Raw genomic sequence first — 26987 nt, forward strand, 5'->3', positions numbered from 1 at the left:
GGTAAGCGCCAGAAACAACAAAGCCCTCGTATTGCTACGAGGGCTTTGTTTTGTATGGTGCGGCACCAGACGAACGGTTTCTTGCTGTGAGGGCAGGGGATTCGCGGGGCTGGAATTTGGTGGATTTTGTGGCGTACCTCAAAGGGTCGCTATAAATAAATCAGCTGTTTATGGCGTTATATGGAATCGAATCAGGGCTTTGAAGACGATGACCGATTTCTCCATTGAAATTAATCACACTGTAAAGCGTGTGATGAGGTCTCCATACTACGAAGACCTCAACCGACTTCCGAATTTACTAAAATACTAGTTGTATTAATCCTCTCTGGACGGATACGGTGGAATGAAAATATTTGGCATTGAGCCAATCTCATCAAACAGATCGACTGTTAACCAGTCTGTTATCACAGGAGGGATGCCAGCGGTTGGGTTTGCCCTCCAGTGATCTCGCCAATGTTCATACCGCTCTTTAAGCGGCCTAAGATCCTCGCCTTCAAAAATATTGGAGAATATCTGTCGAGTCTCATTTATGCCGGGTGCTTCAGGCGATATATTTCTGCCCGACATTTCCGCGGCATTTATCAATGCAATAGATTTTTTTAGGTCTAAGTAGAAATTATCCCTGTTCTTTTCAGTAAGCTCAGCTATTGGAAGGTATGCTACTAACTGGAGTGGTACTGCTAAAGCTTGAGGCCTGGGCTTTCCTTCTTGCATGAAAGACGGGTCGACGTCAGCTATAACGATGGCTTGTTCTGTCTGTCCCAAGGCATCATTAGGATTATTGTAGTAAATGCCTTTAGACCACCCAGCGTACGGAGTTATCAGGTCGTGAAAAATTGACTTTTTCGAATTCGTCCAGCTTTCTCTACCGATGAAGCAACTTCCACCGACTGCTTGCTTCTTGCAAACGGCATTGCAAAAAACTGTTGTCGCACCACCGGATAGCAAAGTGGCCTGCCCAAATATCCAATAGTCTGCTGATCTGGACGTCATAGCGGGTACCAAGATTATAGATCTCCTACTATTGCCGTCTCCAGATAGGCCGAGGTATTTCGACATAGATACTAAATCTTCAATCAGAATGGCTTCGGCTTTTTCGCTGGATATAGTGCGGCCAAACTTGATTGCTTGTTTTCTTAATTCGGCAGCTAACGCCCTATAGTTGACTGGGCTCATTGGTAGAAAAAGTTCAGAGCAGATAAATTCAGTGCTGTGTAGAAGGTGTCTTAATTGTTGGGAGTAGTCCAGAATTTCTTCTGGTTTAATCACGTTGTCAAAAGCTGTTCGGGCGCCATCGGTGTCACGGCTCCTAAGTTCTGAAAGCAGAAAATCTGGTGAAAATAGAGGTGATAAAGGCTCTAGTAATGGTGAAAAAACTTCAGATGCAGCAAGTGATGAGTATTTTTTTCTGCGTGAAAATGTGCAAGCTATACGCTCTCCGTCGCTCAGCTTTAACGGAGCAATCAGAGTCAAGATTGAACTGTGCTCCCCCGACATGTACGTCATAGGCTTGGACGGTGGTGAGGTGGAGAACGTTTTCAAGTGGTCTGCAAGTCCTAAAATACCGTCGTGTACCTCCGCAAACCCTGTATCCATTGTGTTGCCATACAGTTTATATGTACCTGCTAGTACAGCAGGCATATCTGGCTTTCTTTTTATTTGCTCTCGAAGCCATTTGATTGTATCGGGGCGAACTGAGTATTCCGGAATAACCAGTAAGTCTACGCGAAAGCTCTTACAGGCGGATAATGCTTCAGATATGAACTTTCTCCGGCGAAGCTCATTACGACTCGCAGATGATCCCGTATTTTTGGGCGGAAGTTCATTGCTCCAGTCGTTGGAGTCTACTATAGGATGGCGATAAGTATCGTTTACGTCCCACTGCATTATTGCGATTCGAACATGACCGGGTGAACGCTGTTGACGCGGGTCCCATACTCTCTCTTGAAGAGAGCGCCAGTCTTTTCGAGTCGAGTTATGTAGGTCTTTTGTATCAATTGAAGCAGTCTTATCGATGGGCTCGGTCGATTCTGGTGTGTCTTCAACGGATATAGGATCAAGTCGTTCTTGAGTATTTGTTTTCTCATCGATGGAGTTTGATTCGATGTCGTAGAGACTAGAGTTCACATCGAGAGTAGAGGAGGTTTCATTACTTGAAAGTTGAACTTCTTCGTCGACTTCGCTAAGAGGGCTGGCCAGATGACTGTTTAAACTTAAAAGCCGACTAAGTTTTTCATTGCGAGCGCTGACCAATATAAGATTGCCATCGCAATTATAGGTTTCCTGCCAAGTGCTGAAGAATTTAGAACCTTGCTGTACACGCTCAGGCCGTACGCCACCGGATAGCGCGATCTGCCAGCGTGAAATAGACCATTCCTCCCCCGATATTGACTTGAAGCTGTTCTCGGATGAGTTAAGCTTCCACGGGCCTGTAGCATCTCTAGTTTTAAGTTTCAAGTTAGCCTCTACAGTGTAGAGGCAATTAATGGAGTCAACTACCCATGGTTCGTGCCATGAGGAAAAAATCTCATCATGGTTAAACTCAAAGGGCCAATTTCCATCAAGGGTTGGCTGGTCTTTCTCACTTTCTGTAGGTGTCTTGCTGAGGAGAAGCACCAGTCGCTTAAGTTTGTTTTTCGTTATGGTGTCCCACTCGCCCGCTAGCGGTAGCTTCTTATGTTCACCAGATAAACCTATTCTACATAATGCTAATGCTAGCCAACCCAAAGGTGATATTTTTGTAAACGCTGTCTCCGGAGCGTTGGCTTTAGTCTGCTTGATAAAATATGCATTTAGAGCAAGAATAGAGTCCTCTTCTTGGTCAATCAAAAAACCTTTCTCTGCAATTTCCCATGTCTCTGTAAGCTCTCCTTCAGCGGGGAAAGGCCAGTCTTCTTCTCCTAACGCATGAATTGCAAATGCGAGTTCTCGGGCCCAAGAAGAAATCGCAGCAACTTTACAACCCACAATAAGAGCAGATAAACTGCATGCTTGCAGGGGGACTGAGGCTTGTGTGTTCTTTAGTTTAGAGAAACGCTGAGAGAGTTCGAAGTAAGCCGTGGGAATGATTCTATCGGTTTTCAATAATTTGGCGTCAGCACTGTCCGCCAATTCCGCACCCCACGGCGTAGGTATTGTGTGCAGAACCTTCAATGCGATTTTTTCTATATACTGAGAGAATAGCCCTTGTGTAAACGGATATGTTTTTCCGGACAAGCGAATATGCATTGCTGCAGTTTCAGCTTCGCTGGATATAACATATGAAATTTCTTCTCGTAGTTCCCCCCCAAAAGGAAAACCACGCAGAAGCTCCAGAGATCTTGTCACAGTTGCAGGAAGGTGATCTCCGTCATTAAGCGCACTCAGTACTTGATTTTTGAAATAGGCTCCTCGTAGTTTTCGCAATACGTTTCGGAGTAAGTGAGTTGCCGGCTCAAGTAGTTCTTGCCTGCTTGTGGTGTCCGCATCTTTCGGACCGAGCTCAGCAAATGTATCAATGTCACGACGAAACCCAGAGAGTTCAGATAAAAATACGCCAGTACGCCAAAATTGACCGTATTGTTCAGGGACCTCGATAGTTCTCAATCCCCGTGAACCGTCTCGAACAAATGCGAGCCCATCGAGAGCTACTGTCGGGTAACTTGGTGTAAGCAAAGAAATGATTAAAGTATTTTCGTCATTTTGATCAGGTCTGTTACTTGTTAATAAGTATGGCCAAGCAGGAACATATTCCTTATGACTTTGGGGAGAGACTTTATTTATTCTGGCAATCGCTTCGAATGCATTGGCTATCCATTTTAATTTTGAGGCATCTATCTCTATGCGTGGCGGAAGGGCGGGGCTCCAAAATTTATGATCCTCTGGTAGCTCAGCTTCAAAAATCTCCAGCTTTCCAACTGCTACTACAGTTTTCCAATCTGGCACGAACTCTTGGGAAGGAGAATCCGCGGTTGAAATTTTAAAGGTAGGATTTCTAGAATCTTCTGAGTTTTCAGTTGATGAAGGAAGTGTGACCCACCATATTTTTGATATTTTTACCCAGTTAGAGTCGTATGACCGACTAGAATAGAGAAGTAGTCCGCTTGCCGGAATTCCTGGAAGCGGAGGAAATGGTATTTTTGCTTCGCCATTTTGTAATAAGTGATTACGGTTAACTAATAAGTGCGGCAATGCCTCCCTAGGAGTAATTGCAGCGAATGTTTGCAAAGCCAGCAGAATAGCCTCTCCGGATGGGTCTTGATCATGAATTTCGCATTCATAACTATTTCCAGAGGGGAGTAGGCATTTAAGAATTGGAAGATAATTGTCATCATCTAGGGCGAACACACTAGATGGCTCACGGGATTTTTGTAAAATACTATTCAACTCTTGTGCAAAGCCCGCAAGAGGATCATTTGTATTCGAGTCTGAGTTTACGGTTAAGCAAACGATAGCATTGTGTAACCATAAGAAAGCATCATGCAGCAAATTCCATTCGCCCAAGGCGTCGCCAGATACGGTTAGGCCTGTTGTGTTTCTACCGTTGGCCTCTATGTCTGTTACTATAGCCCTCTTAAGCGATATTCTAAATCGGGCGCTCTGTTTCTCTATTATCTCCAGTGCAAGTGAATCAGTTTCGGAAGCTTTTACGATCTGACTTGATAGTTGACTAGCCATCCATTGAATACAAATGACTCTCTGCACAAACATACGCTTGAGCTTTTGTGTGCCTGATCCCCAGCCATCAGGGCATGGACTAGATTTTGGCAGATAGAATGACTTAAAGAAATTCGAGTCAGAAGCCGCTCGGGCTAAACCAATAATACCTTGTTGCCGAGCATTAGATTCGATTGGGTCGGAGCCGTAATCGATTTTGTTTGCTCTCTCCAATAAATTTTGGAGCCCTTCTAGCGCATAAAATGACGGATCATCCCAAGGTAGATCTTTATTTAACTCAAATGGTAAATTTTGACAAACACTATTCCAAATTCCCCAATAGGTCCCGATAATGTCTGCATCGCTTGTACCCTGACAAATTACAGCTGAAATGTACCAGATCCAGCGTGCCGCTTTTGCAAGCTCTGAAGGCCTAAGGTCACTGGCTCTGAGGGCTGTAAATATTTGGTTTTTTATTATTTCAGGTGAAGCTTGATATAAACGTGGGTCTCTCAGAAGCTCGAGTGCGTTTTGACGAGTTATTTGCTTGTCTTGCCAGGCGCCCCAGCCAAATTCAAAATCTTCAACTTCGAATATTTCCGTTTCTTCACGTGGCCCTGAGACTGCCAAGGCGCGGCCAGAAGTTAGCTCATCTAAGAAATCTTGGGCACTCATTGGTGCGAAGCTTTCTTTTGGAACCATTTCAAGGCCGAGTGAACTTGTTACGTCTTCAACAATAGCCCTGAGTACATTCAACACATCAAGGCTGTCGCTGATAATTACTACGTCATCAACATAACGTGCATAGCCTGCACGGGTTTGACCGTCACGGTTGTACTCTACAAGCTTGCTCCTTATCTTAGAGTCCAGCTTAAAAAGTAAGCTGTTGCCTAACCATGCCGATAAGACCGGACCCTGGGGAATCCCGCGCTCACGATCGGATTTCTTTGGCTCGCCTGTATCTGGATGGTAATAGTGAAACCCGAAGCTTTGGTCTACTAGAAAATCGACTACAGCTCGATTACGCTCATCCGTAAAGCCGGCCGGCTGAAAGAGTGGAGCAAAGTTTTCTGAGTTATCTAACTTCTCAAAGGCGGAATTTATACAGTCTTGAAGCATCCCCTTCATGACAGAGCGCTTTATATTGTCATAATAGCGCTTCAAATCAAGTCGGATCATGTGTACTTGACTCATCCCTTCACCTTGTGAAAGGAGTGACGCAATGAATTCTTTCCAGCAGTCAAAGAATGGTCGAAAAATTCCACCCGAAGATGGTGGATGCCTACCCTCTAGAACATCCATGTCAATTTGATAGGCGAAACTAAGTGTTTCGTCAAAGGATGATCCATTAGGTTCTCCAGTAGTTTTTTTTCTATCTGAATCTCGATAGAAACGTACCGCCGGAATAAATCTACTAAATCCTAGCTCTGAGCTTTCGTCTAGTTGTTCGGATAAAAGCTCATTGATTATATATTGTTGAATTACCAAGTCTTCTGGGCACGGCATTGACTTAAGCCTTGGCTCATTTTTGCCGAATCCACGTGAAACATGTACTGCGTCAAATGGCTCTATTGGTTGAAATTGATTCTGCTTTAAACGCGATGAAAACCCTTCGTTAAATGCTGTGGCCGCTAATGAAAGTCTGCGCCAAGCAGCGATGTCTGATAGGACTTCCCCTTTGTTAGCCCCGGACTGAGCTAGCTCCCTTGCTAGGTTCAATTTTAAGGCTTGGTCTTGGCCTGATGATATGCTGTAGTTACTTTTCTTCCTTAGCTTTTTAGGTTCGCTGTAATTTGCCAGTTCCTTTGTCCAAGAGAAATTATCAACAGATTCCGAACTGCTCGTAACGAGAAGCCTTTTAGGAAAGCCCTGGGATATACTTGATAGGTACTGCCCTACTCGAAATTTTGCTCCATCTGGTACGGAGGTCCAAGCAGCATCATCTAGGATGGTGGAAGGTGAAATTTTTAGTCTTTCTGATACGAGTGCGAGTGCGGCGGGGTGTGTAGAGTGTTCGAGAAAAGCATCGGCTTCTTTTAATGACTCAAAATTACTCAGCAACTCATCAGGGTCTTTTGCACCCGCTGAATCGGTAGGTATGTCATCATCAAGAGTCCATATAAATGAAACTTCAATTCGGAGATTGGTATCCTTACTTAATATTTTTTCAATAGATAGTGCTGAACCTTTTAAACCAGCTTGATCACGGTCTAAAAAGATTTTTAAACGGAGAGGGGATATCTCAGGAAGGGTATTGGCTAGATTTATTAAAAGTTGGGCTTGATGTTCGGAGAGACTTGAACCTAATATTGCTACCGCTGCGTACCCTAGCTTTTCTAGTCTGAGGCAGTCCAGCAATCCCTCACAGACATAGAGGTTAGGTTGTTTGGTTTCCTCAATAAGTGATTTTATTTTGGAAAAGGCCTCGTGATATCTATATAGGATAGAGGACTTGGGTAATTTAGGGGAGTAGAGGTATTTTGGTGATTTCGAGCCTTCTTTTGTCTTGCGTCCAGCGAACCCAACAAGCTTTTTGTTTTCGTCCCGCATAGGGAATATTACACGCTGATCGTAGAAGAAATCTCTATATGAATCGCCTAGGTTTAGGTTTTGGCCCTGCACATTAGTGAGGTCTGAATTCTCTCTTCTTATTAGTCCGCTTGACTCGAACTGTTCGAGCATTGCTCGGAATACACCATAATTACCCTTGTGACTCTCTATCTCTCGAGATAAAGTTCTTGGTGATGCTAGAGATATTTCCGCGGCTATGCTTGTTGCTAATGTGAATTTCCTGGATTTTAGCCAAGGTTCAAGTTCTTTACTTGAGTTGTTTCTGTATATTTTTAACGCGGCTTCTAATGTTTCTGAGTCAATATGGACTTTTTCTTGTTCTTTTTGCTTGGGAAGTGATGTGCTTGTTTTGTGTTGCGTTCTGGAAGGTTGTTTGGGAATGGTATAGCCGTAGGTCTCCGCCAGCCATCTAACGGCCGTTGTGAAGTCTATATTTCGGACTTTTTGTACAAACTTGAAGATGTCACCATGAGCGTGGCAAGAAAAACAGTGATAATGAGATCTGTCGTATGAGCTTATTTTGTACAACTGCATGGAAGGGTTTTTTTCATTGTGCTCAATACACAGGGATATCGCTTTATCACCTACTTTCTTTACTGGCAGTCCCAAGCGTTCCGCGAGCTCATCAATCTCTATATTATCTGCTAACAGTTGGATGAGTTGATGGAAGTCATTCCCTGAAGTTTTGTTGTTCATGTTAGTTTCGCATCTATGCATGTGATGGCAAAACCCTATCATTTTTTAGCGACGCTGTCACTAACGTGCCCTGTCGTGTAGCGTTTCCGTTTAAAAAAGGTGACCGTCCTCGATACATCTGATCTATCGAGGATGGATTAAAAGTTAATAAATTTCGCTGATGTTGTGATTGCTAGGCGCTTTACATTGTTAAGTTTGGCTATAGTATTAACGAAGAGTCCCTATTCGTGTTACGTATTCGCTATCTTGTGTTCGAAGTTCCAGTCCTTTCCTAAACGGTCAGCTATCAGGCATATGGTTAAAAAATAGTAATAACGGGTGGATTCAGCGCGCTTGCTCAAATGGTGTTTCAAAATCCAATTGAGATGTTTTTTTTGCCAGGTCCATGGATTACCTCGTGCCCAGCGCTCAGTAATTGCCTTTTGGATATCCTTCGCCTGCCGCAAATGCCGCTCTCGGGTCGAATGCGAGCCTGTCAGAACGCCAAACAAGAACACCTCCATATCAAACGTCTTGGTCATACCCGCCCCCCAATATAGGAAGCGACCACATCAACTCGGCCATGCCCCAGCTCTCGACTGATCTGCATGCGAGCTTCACGATCAAGACGACGATCTATGGCACAGCACTGCCCACCGTTAACAGGTGCCCGATGCTGGGTGATCTGCTGGTAACGCTCACACGCAAACGCCGCTCTCAGCTCATGAAATCCTTTGAGATTGTGGGCATGCAGAACGTCTCTAGCGGGCCCGACGATTCTCTGAACAAACTCCTTGTAGCTTTCACTGGTCGCAACCATGTTGCGGCTGCCCACCGGCGATACCTGCACCGCAAACGCCAAGGCGGCTCGAATATGCTCATCCACCGCAATCCAACGAGGTGCCGAAGCACCAGCCCGGCCACCCTTGGTGCCATCCTGTATGTTGATCTTCCCAAGGCTATCCGCCTCACGACACAATCTTGGCAAGTCCGCCAAGACCGCCTCACGAAATCTGATGCCCGTGGACCGCGCCAACTGAGCAATCGCGGCTACACGTAACTGCCCATGTTTGCACAAGGCATCGACGATCTGTCTCAACTGCCCGCTGTCTTGCCCCTGGGGCGCTGTTTTGCGAACGTTGCAGCGCTGCATTGCTAACGCTTTGCTCGGACTGAGTACCTTCACATACTGATCACCGCGAAGCGCAGCCATAGTCCTGTTAACGCTGGATAGCCGGTTCTGCGCGGTGCTGACGGCGAGATCACCGCGCTTAACAATGTCGCGCAGATACGCCGCATAGTCGGCCAACAGCTTCCGATCAATCTGCCGCGCATCATTGATGCCGGGCCCCTGGTCGGAGCGGCACCACTTCACAAATGCCTGCCACCGATCACTGTGAGCTTTGACCGTGCCGTAATGGCCTCCGCCGAACATGTCTTTCAACGCCTGCGGCCCTGCATAACTCAGTTGCCTGCCGTAACCGAAATTGCGGCCATCGCGTCTACCCACCAAGGCCATGTCAGTCACCTCATCATCCGATCTCCAATCCTCGCCCCACGTCATCCCGCCAAGAATGCTGAGTGTTATCAGGGATCAAGGCCCCTGCGACCTGTGGGGATGTCCTCTAACGCGGGACTGGCGGCTCCTTACGTCCGGGAGCAAGGGCATCTCATGATCTGGCCTCCTGAGCACCGTTACCGGTGGGCGGGTGGAGGCTGCATTGGCTGACGAGACCAGTGCCGCGAGATCCTGAGCCAGGTGCAAGCAGCAATGCGATGACCGGGGCATGCCTGACTGTCAGTCAGGTGCAGTCCATTCCTTGGTCTGCGGCACCATCATCTACAGCGCTGTTGCTGGTGACATCGGCGTTTGTCACGCCGATTGTCACGAGGGGGAATGCCGCAAAGCCCTGTGCGATCAGGGCTGCGGCAGTGTTAGAAGTGCCCGTCTCTTTCCACAGAAAGACACGGGCACAGGTTGGCGCAGTAGTCGGCCAAGCGGATAGATTGCTGCAGGGCAGCGAGGTACGGGGTATCGGCGCACGAGCGCTATATGTGTAAGAGCATCCATCACATGGGTAGTGACCGGGCGAGCTGCCGGATGCGAATCGCCCTTGGGGAGAACCACCGCGGGAGCGGCGTGACCTTGAAGGCTCGGGTCACCTGGGCTGCTGTCATCGACAGCGCTTGCAAGATCAGTTCTACGCCTGTGGATAATTTTGGTCAACGCCCCATTACTCGTGGCCTCTGGGGCTGTGTATGAAATTATCCACCGGTGGAAATCAGTGGCATCTAAAGGAACCGAGTTGGCTTTTAGCTTTGCAAAGCGAGGTCCATCCAAACAGGGCGGCTTTGCAGCCCTGTTTGGATGGACCCGAATTAAAGAGCGGCCAACGGTGATCTGGAGGGTTCACCGACGATTGAATGCGCCACGCCCACTTGGCAAGGGAGTGATGTTGTCGCCAGCTGGATGGGCGAACTCATGTGGAGTGACATGCCCCGATCTGTTGGCATCGATGTAATTGCTCCACCACGCTATGATCAGCCGACGCTGCTCCAGAAATTCGGCCTTGTGGATATAGGCGGCACGCACGCGATTGCGTTCCTTGTGGCTCATTTGCCGCTCAATAGTCGCGTCTGTCCACAGCCCTGACTCCAGCAAGGCGCTACAGGCCATGGTCCTGAATCCATGCCCGCATACTTCCTTGGATGTGTCGTAGCCAACGTTGCGCAGCACCTGGTTAACCGTGTTCTCTGACATTGGCTTCCAGTACTTGTGGTCACCGGGCAGCACCAGCTCGGAGAATCTACTCAAGCCGCGTAATCGTTCTAGGATCGCGATGACTTGCGGAGAGAGCGGCACCATCTGTATGTCTCCGCTCATCTTGGTGCCACGAGTGGAATTGCGCACGCCGTCGATTGGCTTGCGGGTGTCGGGGATTTCCCACATCGCCCTTTGCAGGTCGAACTCATCCCAGCGCGCAAAGCGCAGTTCGCTGGAGCGCACGAACACGTGCAGCGTCAGCAGTACAGCCAGCTTGGTTACCTCACGGCCGTTGTAGTTGTCGATCCGGCTGAGCAGTTCGGGGAGGCGGTTGAGTGAGAGGGCAGGGCGGTGCGGTGCACTGTACGCGGGGCATGAATCGACCCTGCCAGATCGAGCGCAGGATTCTGGCTGATCTGCCTTGCCCGCTTCGCGCCCCGCATGATGGTGGAGAGATAATTCTGCACGCGCAGAGCAACGTCCATGGTGCCGCGCTCTTTGATACGCAGAGTGATCTCAAGCAGATCATGGGTATCAAGCTCAGCGATGGGGCGTTGGCCGATCAGGGGGAAGACGTGGGTGCGCAACCGGCTCATGACGGTCTTGGCGTGTCCCTCCGTCCAGCGCCGCGACATTTCGGCGTGCCACTCCAGGGCGACGGTTTCAAAAAGCAGGGAAGCTCGTTGAGCCGCTAGCTTCGCTTTCTTCTTCTCTTCCATCGGGTCGATGTTGTCGATCAACAGGGCCTTGGCTTCATCGCGCTTGGTCCTCGCGACGGCCAGCGAGATGATGGGGTAGTTGCCGATGATCAGCGTGCCTTCCTTGCCGCTGGGTTTGAAGTAGCGCAATCGCCACGTTTTCACGCCGTTGGGTTTCACGAAGAGGTACATGCCGCCACCGTCGAATAGCTTGTAGGCGCGTTCGCGAGGTTTCGCCGTACGGCATTTGAGGTCGCTGAGAGGAACGGCTAGGCGTGGCATAAGGGTACGTTCTCCATGCAGGCAAGACGCTGTACCCTAAAAATACCCCCGGGGATGGGGTATTTTGCTGGATCCCGACGGAGGGTCCTGGAACGAAAAAACCCGCCAAAGGGCGGGTTTTAGGGGCTTCCAAGGCATTCGGTGGAACGCGATGGAGCTGGATATGGTGCCGGCACCAGGAATCGAACCCGGGACCTACTGATTACAAGTCAGTTGCTCTACCATCTGAGCTATACCGGCGTGTCAGGGCGACGATTATAGCGATTGGGCAGGTTCTGTAAACCCCTGAATTCTGACTATTTTTGCGCAAACCTCTGTTGCTGATTTCTGACACGCCCGAGTCGTCATCGGGCCTTGAGAAACGCCCTATCTGGCGGAGTTGGTAGACAGCCGCTGGTGCCGCTCAAATTCCCCTGTCCATGCCGGCTGATTCGCATTTCTCGAAGGCTAGTCAGCTTCTGCATATTCTGCCCATGCCGACCCAATTCTGGCAGTTATGTCCTTTTGATTGAATGCTTATGCACAACGGATTTTCAGATGCACGGGATTTGATGAGGATTTGTGGATTCGTTCTCATCTGTTCGCAAATGCCTGTTTTTCGGGTTTTTTATTGGGCTGTACGAAAACTGAACAGATTGGTTTCACCCCTGAAACAGTTGTAAATATTGGATCCACGATAATTTCATCAACAGAGTTATCCACAGGCTGTCGTGCTTTAAGGGTGTTCTGCGAGTAACATTAAATTTCGTGGTGTGAGCGGGCTTTCGCAGAAGGTTCCGAGGCGAACCGAGTATCCCTGTTCAACAAGGAACAGCGCTCGATCCAGAACCAGCCACATTTCCAATGGGCGTCGGAACAGCCCGCGCAGTAGCTCCAGATTGCGCACGTGCGCCAGTCGTTGCCAGCCAGCGGCTTCACGTGCCGACCAGTCTTGCGGGACGATTGTGGATAACTCTTTGAGTTCGGCCAAATGATGGCAGTAATCGGCGAAGGATTTGTCCAGCCAGGCGGTGGGCAGGGAGGGGGTTGGCAGATACTCGTCGATGCCCCGCAGTTCCCGTTGCAGCAGATCGAACCCCAGGCGTCGGGCCATGGACAGGTCGCGTTGACGACGAACGCGAGCGCCAGCGGTGACGGTTTCGCTCATGGGCAGCGCGAGATCATCGAGCGACAGTTGCAGGCCGCAGCGTTGGGCGGCAGAGGACATGGGGGCGTAATCAACCAGGCTTGTCCGGTTGTAACAGCAAGGAGCGATTGCGAGCTGCCTGCAGCCAGAGGCACTGGCCAGCCGAATCAAACGCACATGCAGATCACCGCAAGCGTGCAGGGCAACGGGTGTGTGCTCAGAGCCCAGTAACGAGGCCGCGGTGGTGTCGAGCACGTCTTGTTCAACATGCAACGCATGCAATTGATGCCGTTGACTGAGGGCCTGGCCGCTGGCAATCAGCGCGGGGTCATGTTCCAGGCAGGTCAGCTGTTGGCCTGCTTGCAACAATCGGCGTCCAAGATGCCCTTTGCCCGAGCACCAATCCAGCCAATGCCCGGGAGCATCGGCGAATTGCAGGCGGCTGGCGAAGGCTTCGATTTGTTGCCACTTGCGTCCCGGTACGTCGACATTCAATCGATGACCCGCTGTGGCGAGAGTATGGGCGGGCAGTTCACCCACGGCACTGAGTGCAGCAGACATCGCCGCCAATGATGCAAAGGGTTCCGGCGCGTTCAGAAGGGCTGGTTGGTTGTGAGCGTGTTCCGCATCTTCCAATGACCGCCCGCGTAGCCAGGCTGCCAGTTCCGGGTGGGACGTTTCCCACGGCAGCTGAAGATGTGTGAACGGTCGAGGCTTCCACAGGGCCTGATGTTCTATCAGAAACGCATCCAGGCGCATAAAACGGGCGAGCAAGGCCTCGCCCGTCAATACTTGTGAGTCAACGTCCCTGGCAGGCATCGACGCGCAACCAGCGCTCCAGCAGCTTGAAGCCGCGTACCAGCACATAAGCCATCAACAAGTAGAACATGCCGGCGGCGAAGAAGATCTCCACCGGCAGGTAGGTCCGGGCGATGATGGTTCGCGCCATGCCGGTCAGTTCGAGCAAGGTCACGGTGCTGGCCAGGGCGCTGGCCTTGAGCATCAGAATCACTTCGTTGCTGTAGGCCGGCAGGCCGATACGCGCCGCGCGCGGCAGGATGATGTAGATCAGCGCCTTGGTCTTGGACATGCCCAGCGCTCGCGCGGCTTCAATCTCGCCCGGTGGAATCGCCTGAATGGCGCCCCGCAGGATCTCGGCAATGTAGGCAGCGGTGTGCAGGGTCATGGTCGCGGTGGCGCACCAGAACGGATCGCGCAGGTACGGCCACATCGAGCTGTTTCGGATCACATCGAACTGCGCCAGACCGTAGTAGACCAGGAACAATTGAACCAGTAGCGGCGTACCCCGGAAAAAGAAGATGTAACCGTAGGGAAACGCCCGCACCCACCACAAACGTGAAGAGCGGGCGATGCCCAGCGGAATCGCCAGCAGCAGGCCGGCGATCACTGCGATGGCCACCAGTTCCAGGGTCAGGGTAGCGCCTTGAGCCAGTTTCGGCAGCCACTTGATGATCACTTCCCAGTTCATTGGGTGCTCCTCGCGAAGCCGCGAGCGGCGCGTTTTTCCAGGAAGTACATGCCGGTCATGGCCAGAACGGTCAGGCCCAGGTACATGAACGCGGCGACCATATAGAAGGTGAACGGTTGTTTGGAGACGGTCACGCCGATTTGCGCGTGACGCATGATTTCTTCCAGGCCGATCACCGAAACCAGCGCGGTGTCTTTCATCAGGATCATGAACAGGTTGCCCAGGCCGGGCAGGGCGATGCGCCACATCTGCGGCATGATCAACTTGGTGAAAATGCGCCACTTCGACAGGCCCAATGCCACGCCGGCTTCACGATGGCCTTTGGGGATGGCGAGGATCGCGCCGCGAAATACCTCGGTGGCGTAGGCACCGAAGCACAGGCCCAGCGCAATCACGCCGGCGGCGAAGGCGTTGAGTTCAAGGTCGGGGTTGCCGAAGAACTCACCCAGGGCACGCATCAAATTGACCGTGCCGAAGTAGATCAGCAACACCCAGAGCAATTCCGGGATGCCGCGAACCAGGGTCGAGTAAGTGCCGCCAAGCCATTGCAGAGGCTTGTACGGGGAAGTCTTGGCCAAGGCACCGAGCAGACCGAGCACCAGCCCAAGGCACAGGGCCGAGAGTGCCAGTTTCACAGTCATCAGCGCGCCAGCGGCGAGCGCCGGGCCGAATCCGTAGAGGTCGATAATCATGGATTTCTTTTCAAATCGCGGCAGGCAATGCCAAGAACCGGCGCCGTCAGAAGGCGGCGTCGGTCCGGCAGGTCAGTATCAATAGATGCTGAACGGGAAGTACTTGTCGTTGATCTTCTTGTAGGTACCGTCAGCAACGATTTCTTTCAGCGCGACGTTGAGCTTCTCGCGGATCGGGTCGCCTTTACGTACGGCAATACCGATCTTGTCGCTTTCTTCTACCGGGTCACCCTTGAATTCATAGGATTTGCCGGCGTCGCTTTTCAGCCACTCGTAGTTGACGTATTTGTCGGCGAGGATGCCGTCCAGACGACCGGAAGTCAGGTCGAGGTAGGCGTTTTCCTGAGTGTCGTAGAGCTTGATGGTGATGTCGTCACCATAATTGTCTTCGAGGAAGGTGCCGGCGAGGGTTGCGCGTTGTGCGCCGATGATTTTGCCCTTCAGCGCAGCCTTGTCGGTTTTGAAATCGACGTTTTTCGGCGCGATGAATTGCAGTTTGTTGGAGTAGTACGGGTCGGTGAAGTCCACCGCTTGCTTGCGCTCGTCGGTGATCGACATCGAGGAGATCAGGAAGTCGAACTTCTTGGCGTTCAGGGCCGGAATGATGCCGTCCCAGTCGGAGGTGACAACGGTGCACTCGACTTTCATCTTGGCGCACAGGGCGTCGCCGATCTCTTTGTCGAAGCCGACGACATTGCCACTGGCATCTTTATTGTTGAACGGCGGGTAAGCCGCTTCGATGCCCATCTTCAGGGTTTCGGCCATGGCACCGGCGCTGAACGCGAGGGTGACGGCGGCAGCCAGGAAGACCTTTTTGAAGTTCTGCATGTGGGTAGCTCCGTTAGCGGTTGCTGGACATGAATTGTTTGCAGCGCGCCGAAAGCGGGTTTTCAAACACCTGCTGTGGCGATCCTTGCTCTTCTACCAGGCCCTGGTGGAGGAACACCACTTCGCTGGAGACCTGACGGGCGAAGCCCATTTCGTGGGTCACGAGCAGCATGGTGCGGCCTTCTTCGGCCAGTGCGCGGATGACATTAAGTACTTCCTGGACCATTTCCGGGTCAAGCGCGGAGGTCGGCTCGTCGAACAGGATGACTTTGGGTTGCATGGCCAGGGTGCGGGCGATGGCCGCGCGTTGTTGCTGGCCACCGGACAATTGCGCCGGGTAGGCATGGCGCTTGTCGGCGATGCCGACCTTGGCCAGCAGGGCTTCGGCCACTTCGATGGCTTCGGCCTTGCTCTGGCCGAGCACGCGGCGCGGGGCTTCGATGATGTTGTCGAGCACGCTCATGTGCGGCCACAGATTAAAGTTCTGAAACACAAAACCAATCTCGCTGCGCAGACGATTGATCTGCTTGCCGTCGGCGGCCACCAGTTCGCCGTTTTTCGCGGCTTTGAGCTTGAGCTCTTCGCCGGCCACCAGGATCTGGCCCTGATGCGGGTTTTCCAGCAGGTTGATGCAGCGCAGGAACGTGGACTTGCCGGAGCCGGAGGAGCCGAGGATCGAGATCACATCGCCGTCGCGAGCGGTCAGCGAGATACCTTTAAGCACCTCAAGCGAGCCGTAGCGTTTGTGCAAGTTGCGGATTTCAAGCGCGGGCGTGGCCTCAGCCATGTGCGTTCCTCATTATGTGTTTCGCTCCTGCTGTTGGTGGCCTTCCTGGCGAGGCGGCCAAGCTAGCATAGCGTTTCCAAGGCAGCCAACAGCGCTGGGGCAGTAAACGGGTGGCATGTGGCAGGTTGTCGCATCGGCACAGCAGACTGTCGCCCCATCAACAACCGAACAGCCGTTTGAACCTGAGTTTCAATTCAAAAACCCAGCGGCTTTCACAAAAAGGGCGCGATGTTGCCAGCTTTGGCAGGGGGTGGGAAGCGCTAACCGGCCAAACGCACTTTTATTGTGCGCTGAGCGTTTTTGAAGTGTGTTTCTGTTGCCTTGATGCGTTCCTGAAAGTGGGTCGCAGGGTAACGTTCTGGCAAATTGCCATTAATCTCAATGACTTGCGAAGACTGTCCGGTCAGGATGAGATCGCCGGATTAGAAGGTTTTGAAATATTTTGGCGCAATTATTGCGTGCAGATTCCGGAACGCCCCGTTTGTTTCTTTTTACAAGAGAGAATCTTCGGGAGCTGCACGCATTCGCTTTTCCTTACAAAGGTAGTTTCAATGAGCAGTACCCAAAGCTCTAACGGCCTCGAACAGGGGCTTAAACCGCGTCACGTGACCATGCTGTCGATCGCCGGGGTTATCGGCGCCGGCCTGTTCGTGGGCTCGGGCCACGCTATCGCTGCTGCAGGCCCTGCCGTGCTGTTGGCCTATGCCGCCGCTGGCATGCTGGTAGTGTTGGTGATGCGCATGCTCGGTGAAATGGCTGTTGCCTCGCCGGACACCGGCTCCTTCTCGACATATGCCGATCGGGCGATCGGTCACTGGGCCGGTTTCACCATCGGCTGGTTGTACTGGTGGTTCTGGGTTCTGGTGATCCCGCTGGAGGCCAACGCCGCTGCAACCATTTTGCATGCCTGGTTCCCGGGTGTGGACATCTGGGCCTTCGCTCTTGTGATCACGATGCTGCTGACCGTGACCAACCTGTTCAGTGTGAAGAACTATGGTGAGTTCGAGTTCTGGTTCGCCCTGATCAAAGTCCTGGCGATCATCGGCTTCATCATTCTCGGCGTAGCGGCAATCTTCGGCTTCTTGCCGAACAGCCAGGTCAGCGGCGTTTCGCACCTGTTCGATACCCAGGGCTTCCTGCCAAACGGCATGGGTGCGGTGTTGGGCGCGATCCTGACCACCATGTTCTCCTTCATGGGCACCGAAATCGTGACCATCGCGGCCGCGGAGTCGAAAAACCCTGGCAAGCAAATCTCCAAGGCCACCAATTCGGTGATCTGGCGGATCGGCTTGTTCTATCTGGTATCGATTTTCATCGTTGTGGCCCTGGTGCCATGGAACGACCCTGTACTGGCAAGCCTGGGCTCCTACCAGACCGTGCTTGAGCGCATGGGCATCCCGAACGCCAAGATGATCGTCGACATCGTGGTACTGGTTGCTGTGACCAGTTGCCTGAACTCGGCGCTCTACACCTCTTCGCGCATGTTGTTTTCCCTGGGCAAGCGCGGCGATGCACCAGCCGTTTCCACCCGCACCAACAAAAGCGGCACGCCTTACTGGGCGGTGATGTTGTCCACGGGCGCGGCATTCCTGGCCACGTTCGCCAACTACGTGGCACCGGCTGCGGTGTTCGAATTCCTGCTGGCCAGCTCCGGTGCCATTGCACTGCTGGTGTACCTGGTGATCGCGATCTCGCAACTGCGTATGCGCAAGCAGCGCATGGCTCGCGGTGAAAAAATCGTCTTCAGCATGTGGCTGTTCCCGGGCCTGACCTACGCGGTGATCGTCTTCATCGTTGCGGCTCTGACCATCATGCTTTTCCAGGACGCCCACCGTGTGGAAATCCTCGCAACAGGCCTGCTCAGTGTTCTGGTAGTGGCTTCCGGTTTGCTGGTGGCTCGCCGTCGCAAGCTGCAGAAGGCGGGTGCGGTGGTACTCAGCTGATTCGTAGCGCATGACGCAAAAAAACGGCCGCTGTCAGTGATGACAAGCGGCCGTTTTTTTTATGTCTTCATTAAATTCAACGGGGATGCACCCAGTCCTCTACGCGTAACCCAGGAACCCGTTCAAATTCCCGCAGGTTGTTCGTGACTACGATGAACCCACGTGAGCGCGCGTGGCCGGCGATCATTTGGTCGTATGGGCCGATGGGTGTTCCAGCCTTCGCCAGCTCGGATCGAATCATTCCGGTATGCGCGGCCGCTTCATTGTCGAAAGGCAGGACCTCAAGGCGGGCTGCCAAACCCTCGATGACGGTAAGGTTTTTTTCTGGTGCTGCTGACTTTTCGGCGCCGTAGATCAACTCCATGAGGGTGACAGCACTGATGCATAGCTGCCCGTCATGGCGGTTGAAGGCCTCTCTGACGATTTGCGGTTTGTTCTTGATGGTGAATATGCAGATGTTGGTGTCGAGCATGTATTTGATCATCAGAACGACTCGCGCTCCTGATCGGTGGGTTGGTCGCGATCAGGCATGAAGTCAGCACTCACGCTATCCCCGTCGAACCAGCTATCCCATGTTTCTTCGGCGGGGGTAATGAGGCGGGATCGGCCGATGGCGATTACGTTGACGCGTTTTACGTCGCTTGGCATGGCTACGGCTTTGGGAAGGCGAACGGCCTGGCTGCGATTGCTCATGAAAAGGGTGGTCTGTTCCATTTTTGCCTCCTCCGCCATTGTGGGGTGTACTCCAAAGAGTAGATTTTTTTGTGGATATGTCAACGGGATATACAAAGCGGGTGGTGAGTGAGGTCTCTGATCATTCTGACTGGCCGCTTCACAAAAAACGGCCGCTGTCAGTGGAGACAAGCGGCCGTTTTTTTTGCCGAAACCCGGTAGTTATTCGGCTTTTTCTTCCGATGCTTCCAGCGACCGGCTGTAGATGTCCAAGGCATCGCCGAAGTCGGTGATGAATTGCGGCTCGCTCAGCCAGGCCTGGGCGGTTTCGCGGTCCATGCCGTCGGCCCACATGCGGTAATCGATCAGCATGTCGGCGGCCAGGTGAGTCGCGGCCATGCCTTCGTCTTCGGCGTTTTCCATGTCCAGCAGTTCTGGATGGTCGATGATGATGAAGGCCAGGTTGGTCAGCAAAACCGAGAGCATTTCACTGCGGCTGATGGCTTCCGCATCGCGCATCTTGCTGAACATCGCCAAGGTGTATTCCGGGATCGGCTCGGCGAGGTGGCCGAGATCATCGTCCAGGTTCGCGGGTTTTCTGCCGACCATGCGGATTTGCTTGGCTTTGGCTTTTGCGCGCTTGGCGCGTTTCTGTTGCTTGTTCAGGGAGGCCATGGGAGCTCAGTTCGGTTTCTGTTGGGTTTGCGCGGCGATAGCATCGGAGGCTGCCACGTAGTCGGCCTGGAAGGCCGGCGATTCGATCCACGCCAAGGCGCCGGCTTCGTCGGTTTCGGTGGACCATTGGCGATACTCGATCAGCGCCGCCAGGATGAAGTCCATCGCGCCTTCTTCGCCTTCCTGTTCGTAGACCAGTTCCAGCAACGGGTCTTCGAGGAAAGCTACACACATGGCTTGCTGGCTGACTTTCTCGGCGTCGATCATTTTCTTGAACAGTTCAGTCAGGTCGACCGACTCGAAGTCGATACGGTCATCGTTCGGGTCGAGTTCGACCGGCGCGGCAGCGCGTTGGGTGCGGTTCTGCTTGGCCTTGGCCTTGGCGCGGGAGGCGCGTTTTTGCTGCTTGTTGGCGGAGGCCATGGAGGTTGTTCCGTATGCGTTAAGTAGGATTGCTGCGTGGCACCGTCCGCCCGGGTGTGTCGGGGGGCAGCTCGCCGTTTTGCAGCCACGACAATGCGATGGGCCATAGTGTGGCTTGGTATGCGCTGCGAAAAAAGGCGAAATGTCCAACTTCTGTTTCGCCGATGTCTTGCGGGGCGATGCGCAAGTGGGTGTTTGTGCTGCCGGTGAAGTAACCGAGCAGGCGCTCGATGGCCGGGATCGTGCCGTAGGGATCGTCGCAGATGCTGATGGCGAGGGTTTGCGCGGTCACGCCAGCAAAGGGCAGGCGACCGGCGGTTGCGTGGATGACGCTGCCGCTGAAGCGTTTTTCGTAACGCGCAGTGGAGAAGCTCCAGTCACGGACGACACCGGCAGGCGTGTCTTCCAGCCAGCCAAGGCGTTTGCCGGGAAAGTAGCCGAAGATCATCGTCAGCAGTGGCATCAGCACATGCCATTTACCAAACATCCGCCAGCGATGGGCCGGTGCATAGTCGCGCCAGTAGGCGAACTGCGCACCGACCGTCACCAGGCGCCGGATCGCATTTCCGGAGGCCCCCAGTCCTGCTGCACAGCCTCCAAAGCTGTGGCCCACCACATCGATGGGCTGATTCGGAAACTCGCGCTTTGCGCGCCGTAGCATCGCCTCGAAATCCAGTGCACCCCAGTCAGTCCATGAAGCCTGAAACCCTTTTAGTGACGGCGGGCGTGATTCACCTATACCGCGGTAATCATAGGTGATCACATCCAGGCCATTGGCGAACAGGTAGTCGGCGAAGCGCGAGTAGTGCCGGCAGCGTACCGAGGTGGCCGCATTGATGATGACCACCGGGCGAGAGCTATCGGGGGCAGCGTGCCGCCAGGTGAAACCGCCGATGATGAATCCGTCTTCTGCGGGTTGCTCGAAGGGCTCGGCAACGGCGTCAGTTACCAATGGCAGCTCGATTTGAGCGGGGGCCATAGGGGGCATGTCCTGCAAATTCATGGGCGCTGGACCTTTGCGGGGAGATGCCAACGATAGTCTTCAAGCTGCGGATCAACAATCCATAAGGGCCATCACGGTGTCTGATGGAGTCGCTCGTCAAGTCGAGCGCGCTCTCGATCAAGCTCTGCACGCAGTTCTTCCTCGCTCGGCAATATCAACTGGTACTTGCTGGCAAAAAGTTGTTCGTGACCTTCCAGAACCGAATAACGAACCACCGATTCATCTTTCTGCGCACATAAGATGATGCCGACGGTGGGACCATCTTCTGCTCCACGTTTGAGGTCGTCGTACATGCGTACATACATGTCCATCTGGCCGACATCCTGGTGTGTGAGCTCGCCCCGCTTGATATCGAATATGACAAAGCATTTGAGCAGGTAGTTGTAGAACACCAGGTCGATGAAGAAGTCCTTGCTGTCAGTGCTGATGCGTTGCTGGCGGGCGATGAAGGCGAAACCTTTGCCCAGCTCCAACAGGAAACCTTGCAGTTGTTCTATCAGTGCCTGTTCGATTTCGCTTTCCTGAAGCTTGCCGGCATGGGGCAGGCCAAGAAACTCCAGCACCACCGGGTCACGAATGAACTCCCGAGGGCTGGCCTTCATTTGCTGAATATGGGTGGCTGCCTCCAGCAACACGGGGGCGCGATCGCGGCTTGCAAGCAGGCGCTCGTAGTAAAGTGTGTTTATCTGGCGTTCCAATGCTCGACTTGACCAGTTTTGAGTGGCGGACTCGTTCATGTACCACAGTCGGGCGCTTTCGCTGTCGACTCTCAATAGTCGCCGGTAATGAGTCCAGCTCAATTCGGAACGCACTGCGTTCCAAATTGGGAATGTTTGATAAAAATCCCGCATATATCGCAGGTTGCGCTCGTCAAAACCTTTTCCATAATCGGTGGTAAGAGCGTGAGCCAATGTAGCAAGCAAGCGCTTGCCATAACCTGCCCGCCGAGCACCCTCCTGCTCGAATTCGACAATATGCCGACCAATCTGCCAACAGGTTTGCACTTGAATGGTGTCGACGGCCCGCAGCACCTTCTGGCGCGCCTGGCGTATCAGTTCGCCAAGATTGCCGACAAGCGAAGCGAGTTGCGGGTCTTTTGTGTCTTCGGTTCTGAGGTCGTTCATGAGGTCTTCTGCGGCTGATTGATCAGGCAAAAGAGGATGGCAAGAGAGCTTGGGTCGAAGATGCAGGGCACGGCTGAGATATCGGAAGGAATCGCCGGGGCCGCAAGCAGGATCGATCTGACGGAAGAGCAAGCCTGCTGAGCAAATCACGTAGTACGTTTCGTAGTCAGCACAAGTACCAATCGATCTAAAACATCACCAATGCGCGGGAAATCAAAATTCAGGTAACGATTGGGCTTTTCAGAGCCCGGGAGTCGTCATCATGAAAATCCTCCATTCATTCATGTTGCCCCTCGCCGCCATCGGCATGCTGCTGTTTCCTGCAATGGCGCCCGCCGCAAGTCTTGAGCCCGTCGACAGCTCCGGCGTTCAGGTTCAGCGGCAGGAACAAAATGGCATCACCTATCTGTCCGGTGGGATTGGCGAGGATGAGGCAAAGGCTATCCAGCAAACGACTGGCTATAACCTGCACATGACCTTCGCGATCGGGGCGGAGAACAAATACATTCCCGATGTGGATGTGGTCATAGAGAAGGCCCAGGGGCAAACCGTACTGACACTGCACGACGCCGGACCACTGGTGTATGTGCAATTGCCAGCCGGGAAGTACAACGTCATCGCCACACGCAACGGCGAGGTGCGACGTGATGTTGCGGATGTCGGCAGCGGTGCCGCTCGTAACCTGGTCTTCCATTGGAATGGCGAGAGCTAGTGCGGTATTGCGAACAAAAAATTGATAGGCGCGGGAGGGGAGGGGCGCCTTGCCTTTCGATGCTCCGGGATTGAGCCTCATCAAACCGCAGGCATAAAAAAACCCTGAATCTTGCGATTCAGGGTTTTCGGTATTTGGTGCCCAGAGACGGAATCGAACCGCCGACACGGGGATTTTCAATCCCCTGCTCTACCGACTGAGCTATCTGGGCAACGGGGCGCATTAAAAGGGTTTTTCGGATTTACGTCAACGACTTTTTGAAAATTTCTTAAATTAATTCCGTCGCTTACGAAATCTGCGGGTTATTCGGCTGGCGGCACGTAGCCTTCGGCCTTTGCGTATTCCTCGCCGGAGAAGTACTTGTCCATTTCGCCCTGCAGGTATTTGCGATCTTCGGCGTTCATCATGTTCAGGCGCTTTTCGTTGATCAGCAGGGTCTGGTGTTTCTGCCAGTCGGCCCAGGCCTTGGCCGAGACGTGGTCAAAAATGTCCTGACCTTTTGCACCCGGAAATGGAGCGCGCTCCAGGGCGGGCAATTCTTCTTTGTACTTGCGGCACATGATGGTGCGGGTCATGACGACTCTCCTGCGTTCAATACGGCGGCCGCGCGTTCGAGCAAGGTTTTGACCGGGGCGGCAAGGCCCAGGCGCGGCGGGGTGGCGAGGTTATACCAGAGCCAGTCGGCCTCGGCCACGTGATGACCGGCCTCCTGGACCTGGACCAGCCAGGGTTCGATGGACAACTGGAAATGGCTGAAGGTGTGCACCAGGCTCGGCAGCGATTGCTGTGCGCCCAGTTCCAGCGAGTGCTGCGAAGCCAAGTGTTGCAGGTCATCGAGGTCGTCGAGTTCCGGCAGGCTCCACAAACCGCCCCACAGACCGGTAGAAGGGCGACGGTAAAGCAGGATCGCGCCTTCGCCGTTGGCGAGCATCGGCATCAGCGTGCGTTTCTGCGGGATGGCTTTGCGTGGCTTGGGTATCGGGTAGCGTGTTTCCAGGCCGAGCATGTGCGCTTCGCAACCTTTCTCCAGTGGACACAGCAGGCAGCTGGGTTTGCTGCGGGTGCAGAGCGTCGCGCCGAGGTCCATCATCGCCTGGGTGTAGGCATTGACCCGATCATGTGGCGTAAAGCGCTCAGCGTTCGCCCAGAGCTGTTTTGCGACCTTCGGCTCGCCCGGGTAACCCTCTTGCGCGGTAAAACGCGCCAGTACGCGTTTGACGTTGCCGTCGAGGATCGGCGCACGCAGGCCCATGCTGATGCTGGCGATTGCGCCGGCGGTGGACAGGCCGATGCCCGGCAGATCAGTGAGTTTTTCCACATTCCGGGGGAATTCGCCGCCGTATTGCTCAACGACGATCTTCGCGGTCTTCTGCAGATTGCGTGCGCGAGTGTAGTAACCCAGGCCCGTCCACAGGTGCAGCACTTCATCTTCCGGCGCAGCGGCCAGGGCTTCGACTGTCGGCAGCGAAGCCATGAACCGGTCGAAGTAGTTGAGCACGGTGCTGACCTGGGTCTGCTGCAGCATGATTTCCGAGACCCACACCCGATACGGGTTGATGTCCTGCTGCCAGGGCAAGTCATGACGGCCGTGGCGGTCGAACCAGTCCAGCACCGCCATTGCAAACTGCTCGGCTCTCATCGCTTGAACAGCCCCTTGAGCGCATCCTTGAGTTCCGGGCTGACTTTGTCGCCCAGCTTCTCGTCGATTTTTTCGCTGATGCGTTCGCCGGCCAGTTTGCTCGCAACCTGTCCCATGCGTTCGTTGTCCAGTCGGCAAGCCTTGGCACCCAGTTCCAGTGGGCCACGGCAGCGCAGCGGCCACTCGATGCCGACGAATTTCTCACCCACCTGGCAAGCCGGGTCCGGCATGTCGCTCTTGTCGCCTTCGACAATGATGCCTACGCGGTAGTCCATGCCCAGCACCCGCAGATCGATATCACCGTCACCGTTGACGGTCATGCCCGGGATGCGCACTTTCAGGTCCGGGTTGCTGGCCACGCCGTTGCGGAAATTCAGGTTGCCCTTGAGTTCCTGGAACGGTGTGTCCTTGCCCCGTGGCTCGCCACTGAGGGTTTTGCGGTTGAGCGTGGCGATGCCTTTGCACAATTGCTGCTCGAGGTTGGCATTGAGCAACACCCCATTGTTGATGACGAAACTGGCGTTGCCATTGAGGGTTTCGATCAGCGCTTTCTGGCTGTTGCCGCTGCCGGTCAGGCTGCTGTTGAGCGTGACCAGGCCTTTGACCGGCGGATTCTTGCCCTGGCTTTCGAGGATTTTTTCCGCCGGTACGCGGCTGATCTGCGTCTGCAAATTCAGCACGGGCGCTTGCTGGCGCACATCGAGGGTGCCCTTGGCGTCGAAGTTACCTTCGTACAAATCACCGCGCAGGCTGGTCAGGGTAAGCAAACCGCCTTGGCCGTTGGCCTTGAGTACGGCGTTGTGGATCGGCAGTTTTTCCAGGGTCAACTGGCCAAAAGTCAGATCGGCGTCCACATCCAGCTTGCTCAGTCGTTCCACCGGCAGCAGGCGCTCGCTGCTCCAGGCTTCTTTGGTCGGCGATGGCGGCAGCGGTGTGCTGCCGGCGCCCGCCATGGCATCGGCTTCGGTGCTGGCCACTTCGGCCTGACGCACTTGCTTGGTGCTGTTGGCTTCGGCCGACTTCGGCGCCAGATAGCGGTCGACGTTGAAAGTGTCTGCCTTGAGGGTTGCACGCAACGATTGCTTGGCGAAGTCTTCGACGGCAATGCGGCCGCTGAAGGTGCTGTCATCGACTTTCAGGTTGATGTCGTCCAGGACGAGGCTGGAAGGCGTGCCCGCAAGACGGGTAGCCAGTTCCACCTTGCTCAGGCTGCCTTCGCCCATGGCCGGCAATGTCTGGCCGATGCTGTCGACGAATTTTGCCAGGTCGAACTGGGCGACCGACAGGCCACCGCTGACTTGCGGGGTCTTGTCCAGATCATTGACCTTCAACTCACCCAGCGCACGCAACTGATTGGCGGAAACCCTGATGCCGGTCCACTCGGCGACATTGGCCGCCCGGTCCAGCAACAACTGGCCTTGGGCGGCGAAGGTCATGGTTTTGCCTTGAAGTGGATCGCCCGCCACTTCACCGGACAGTTTCATGTCTTCCAGTTTGTAGCGCTGCAAAGCACGTTCGAAACGCAGTTCGCCATTGAGCTCGGTGCGCACTCGCAGAACCGGCTGGTTAGTGCCGAGGAATGCAGTGAGCTTGACTGGAATGTTGGTGGAGTCATGCACCGGGCCGGTGCTCAGCTGGATACTTTCGGCGCTGAATTGCTTGCCGGTTTTTTCGTCGTTGTACTCAACGCGGGCGTTGTTGACGGTCAGGCTGTCAATGTCCAGGCGAATCGGCTGGGCCGGTTTATCGGCCTGTGCGGTGGTTTGCGGCTCGGGTTCGCTGGTGGTCGCCGGTGCGGTGTCCGGGTTCGCAGGCTTTGGTACCTTGCCGATGTCTTCCCAGTTGCCGTGGCCATCCTTGTCGCGGTTCAGGCGTAGATTTAGACCTTCAACGCGCACGTCGCTCATCTGCACTTCGCGGCGCAGCAGTGGCAGTACGCGGACCGACAGGCCGAGCATCTGCAGGTCGGCAAACGGTTCGGTGGGCTTGGCCAGGGTCGCGACACCGGCGTCGTGCAATTCAAGGCCGAGCCACGGAAAAAGGCTCCAGCCGATATCGCCATTGAGCGTCAGCTCGATGTGGGCCTTGTCGCGGGCAATCTGGCGAATCTCGTCTTTGTAGTCGTTGGGATCGAAGAGGTGGGTCAGGGCAAAGCCCAGCGCCACAATGATCAGCAACAGCCCGAGAAGTGCCAGACCCAGGATTTTGCCGAACGCTTTCATGGGCGAGTCCTTGTAGTTAGTCGAATT

The 26987-nt window shown here is 53.8% G+C and carries 19 protein-coding genes, 2 tRNA genes and 1 pseudogene; 2 read left to right on the plus strand and 20 right to left on the minus strand.

The features are described from left to right. Positions 1-315 precede the first annotated feature (315 nt). From D8U18_RS13210 to D8U18_RS13260, 10 genes and pseudogenes are all read right to left on the minus strand, one after another. The gene (locus D8U18_RS13210; RefSeq protein WP_177435019.1) at positions 316-7902 is read right to left on the minus strand and encodes a CHC2 zinc finger domain-containing protein; all 7587 of its coding nucleotides are present in this window, start codon (positions 7900-7902) and stop codon (positions 316-318) included. Positions 7903-8132: 230 nt separating this feature from the next. Then, on the minus strand, positions 8133-8423 hold the full coding sequence (locus D8U18_RS13215) for a hypothetical protein (RefSeq protein ID WP_131107779.1): 291 nt from the start codon (positions 8421-8423) through the stop codon (positions 8133-8135). Beyond that, complete coding sequence (locus D8U18_RS13220) at positions 8420-9400, minus strand: integrase domain-containing protein (RefSeq protein ID WP_131107780.1); 981 nt, start codon at positions 9398-9400, stop codon at positions 8420-8422. Before D8U18_RS13220 ends, D8U18_RS13215 begins: the two co-directional genes overlap by 4 nt. Before the next feature lie 891 nt (positions 9401-10291). Beyond that, positions 10292-11625, minus strand: a pseudogene (locus tag D8U18_RS13230) (integrase arm-type DNA-binding domain-containing protein). Positions 11626-11789: 164 nt separating this feature from the next. Then, a tRNA-Thr gene (locus D8U18_RS13235) sits at positions 11790-11865 on the minus strand. 475 nt (positions 11866-12340) lie between these two features. After that, entirely contained in the window at positions 12341-13570 is a 1230-nt protein-coding gene (locus D8U18_RS13240; protein WP_131107781.1) for a methyltransferase, read from the minus strand. Continuing rightward, positions 13551-14240, minus strand: a complete 690-nt coding sequence (locus D8U18_RS13245) for an ABC transporter permease (protein WP_056852182.1) — start codon at positions 14238-14240, stop codon at positions 13551-13553. Before D8U18_RS13245 ends, D8U18_RS13240 begins: the two co-directional genes overlap by 20 nt. After that, complete coding sequence (locus D8U18_RS13250; protein WP_056852183.1) at positions 14237-14932, minus strand: ABC transporter permease; 696 nt, start codon at positions 14930-14932, stop codon at positions 14237-14239. The genes D8U18_RS13245 and D8U18_RS13250 overlap by 4 nt, the downstream gene beginning before the upstream one ends. A gap of 78 nt (positions 14933-15010) precedes the next feature. Continuing rightward, positions 15011-15760 carry an ABC transporter substrate-binding protein gene (locus D8U18_RS13255; RefSeq protein ID WP_056852184.1) on the minus strand — a complete coding sequence of 250 codons (750 nt, stop codon included), beginning with the start codon at positions 15758-15760 and terminating at the stop codon, positions 15011-15013. Positions 15761-15773: 13 nt separating this feature from the next. Further along, the gene (locus tag D8U18_RS13260; RefSeq protein WP_007972784.1) at positions 15774-16547 is read right to left on the minus strand and encodes an ABC transporter ATP-binding protein; all 774 of its coding nucleotides are present in this window, start codon (positions 16545-16547) and stop codon (positions 15774-15776) included. A 551-nt stretch (positions 16548-17098) separates the two neighbouring features. Here D8U18_RS13260 and gabP point away from each other — a divergent pair. Beyond that, entirely contained in the window at positions 17099-18490 is a 1392-nt protein-coding gene (gabP, locus tag D8U18_RS13265; protein ID WP_056852185.1) for a GABA permease, read from the plus strand. Between the two features lie 76 nt (positions 18491-18566). On the opposite strand, the gene vapC is transcribed toward gabP, so the two are convergent. From vapC to D8U18_RS13295, 6 genes are all read right to left on the minus strand, one after another. Beyond that, entirely contained in the window at positions 18567-18974 is a 408-nt protein-coding gene (vapC, locus tag D8U18_RS13270) for a tRNA(fMet)-specific endonuclease VapC (RefSeq protein ID WP_056852186.1), read from the minus strand. After that, positions 18974-19204 (minus strand): type II toxin-antitoxin system VapB family antitoxin, encoded by a 231-nt coding sequence (vapB, locus tag D8U18_RS13275; protein ID WP_130904477.1) that lies wholly within the window; start codon positions 19202-19204, stop codon positions 18974-18976. Before vapB ends, vapC begins: the two co-directional genes overlap by 1 nt. 180 nt (positions 19205-19384) lie before the next feature. Next, complete coding sequence (locus D8U18_RS13280; protein WP_130904476.1) at positions 19385-19837, minus strand: hypothetical protein; 453 nt, start codon at positions 19835-19837, stop codon at positions 19385-19387. 6 nt (positions 19838-19843) lie between these two features. Then, a complete protein-coding gene (locus D8U18_RS13285) occupies positions 19844-20260 on the minus strand; it encodes a hypothetical protein (RefSeq protein WP_056852188.1) in 417 nt (138 codons plus the stop codon). Positions 20261-20279: 19 nt separating this feature from the next. Then, a complete protein-coding gene (locus D8U18_RS13290; RefSeq protein WP_131107782.1) occupies positions 20280-21263 on the minus strand; it encodes an alpha/beta fold hydrolase in 984 nt (327 codons plus the stop codon). 71 nt (positions 21264-21334) lie between these two features. Then, on the minus strand, positions 21335-22387 hold the full coding sequence (locus D8U18_RS13295) for a PDDEXK nuclease domain-containing protein (RefSeq protein ID WP_131107783.1): 1053 nt from the start codon (positions 22385-22387) through the stop codon (positions 21335-21337). A gap of 262 nt (positions 22388-22649) precedes the next feature. Here D8U18_RS13295 and D8U18_RS13300 point away from each other — a divergent pair, with 262 nt between their 5' ends. Next, positions 22650-23099, plus strand: coding sequence for a hypothetical protein (locus D8U18_RS13300; RefSeq protein ID WP_056852191.1), 450 nt, complete (start codon positions 22650-22652; stop codon positions 23097-23099). 135 nt (positions 23100-23234) lie between these two features. Here the strand turns inward: D8U18_RS13300 and D8U18_RS13305 are convergent. The 4 genes from D8U18_RS13305 to D8U18_RS13320 all read right to left on the minus strand — a co-directional run bounded on the left by D8U18_RS13305 (position 23235) and on the right by D8U18_RS13320 (position 26960). Beyond that, a tRNA-Phe gene (locus D8U18_RS13305) sits at positions 23235-23310 on the minus strand. 91 nt (positions 23311-23401) lie between these two features. Continuing rightward, positions 23402-23674 carry an oxidative damage protection protein gene (locus tag D8U18_RS13310; RefSeq protein WP_008024947.1) on the minus strand — a complete coding sequence of 91 codons (273 nt, stop codon included), beginning with the start codon at positions 23672-23674 and terminating at the stop codon, positions 23402-23404. Then, positions 23671-24738 (minus strand): A/G-specific adenine glycosylase, encoded by a 1068-nt coding sequence (gene mutY / locus D8U18_RS13315; protein ID WP_131107784.1) that lies wholly within the window; start codon positions 24736-24738, stop codon positions 23671-23673. Before mutY ends, D8U18_RS13310 begins: the two co-directional genes overlap by 4 nt. Continuing rightward, the gene (locus tag D8U18_RS13320) at positions 24735-26960 is read right to left on the minus strand and encodes an AsmA family protein (protein ID WP_131107785.1); all 2226 of its coding nucleotides are present in this window, start codon (positions 26958-26960) and stop codon (positions 24735-24737) included. Before D8U18_RS13320 ends, mutY begins: the two co-directional genes overlap by 4 nt. Between the last annotated feature and the right edge of the window lie 27 nt (positions 26961-26987).

Origin of the sequence: Pseudomonas sp. Sample_10, from assembly GCF_004321495.1 — a bacterium.
In the GTDB taxonomy this organism is placed as follows: Bacteria; Pseudomonadota; Gammaproteobacteria; order Pseudomonadales; family Pseudomonadaceae; genus Aquipseudomonas.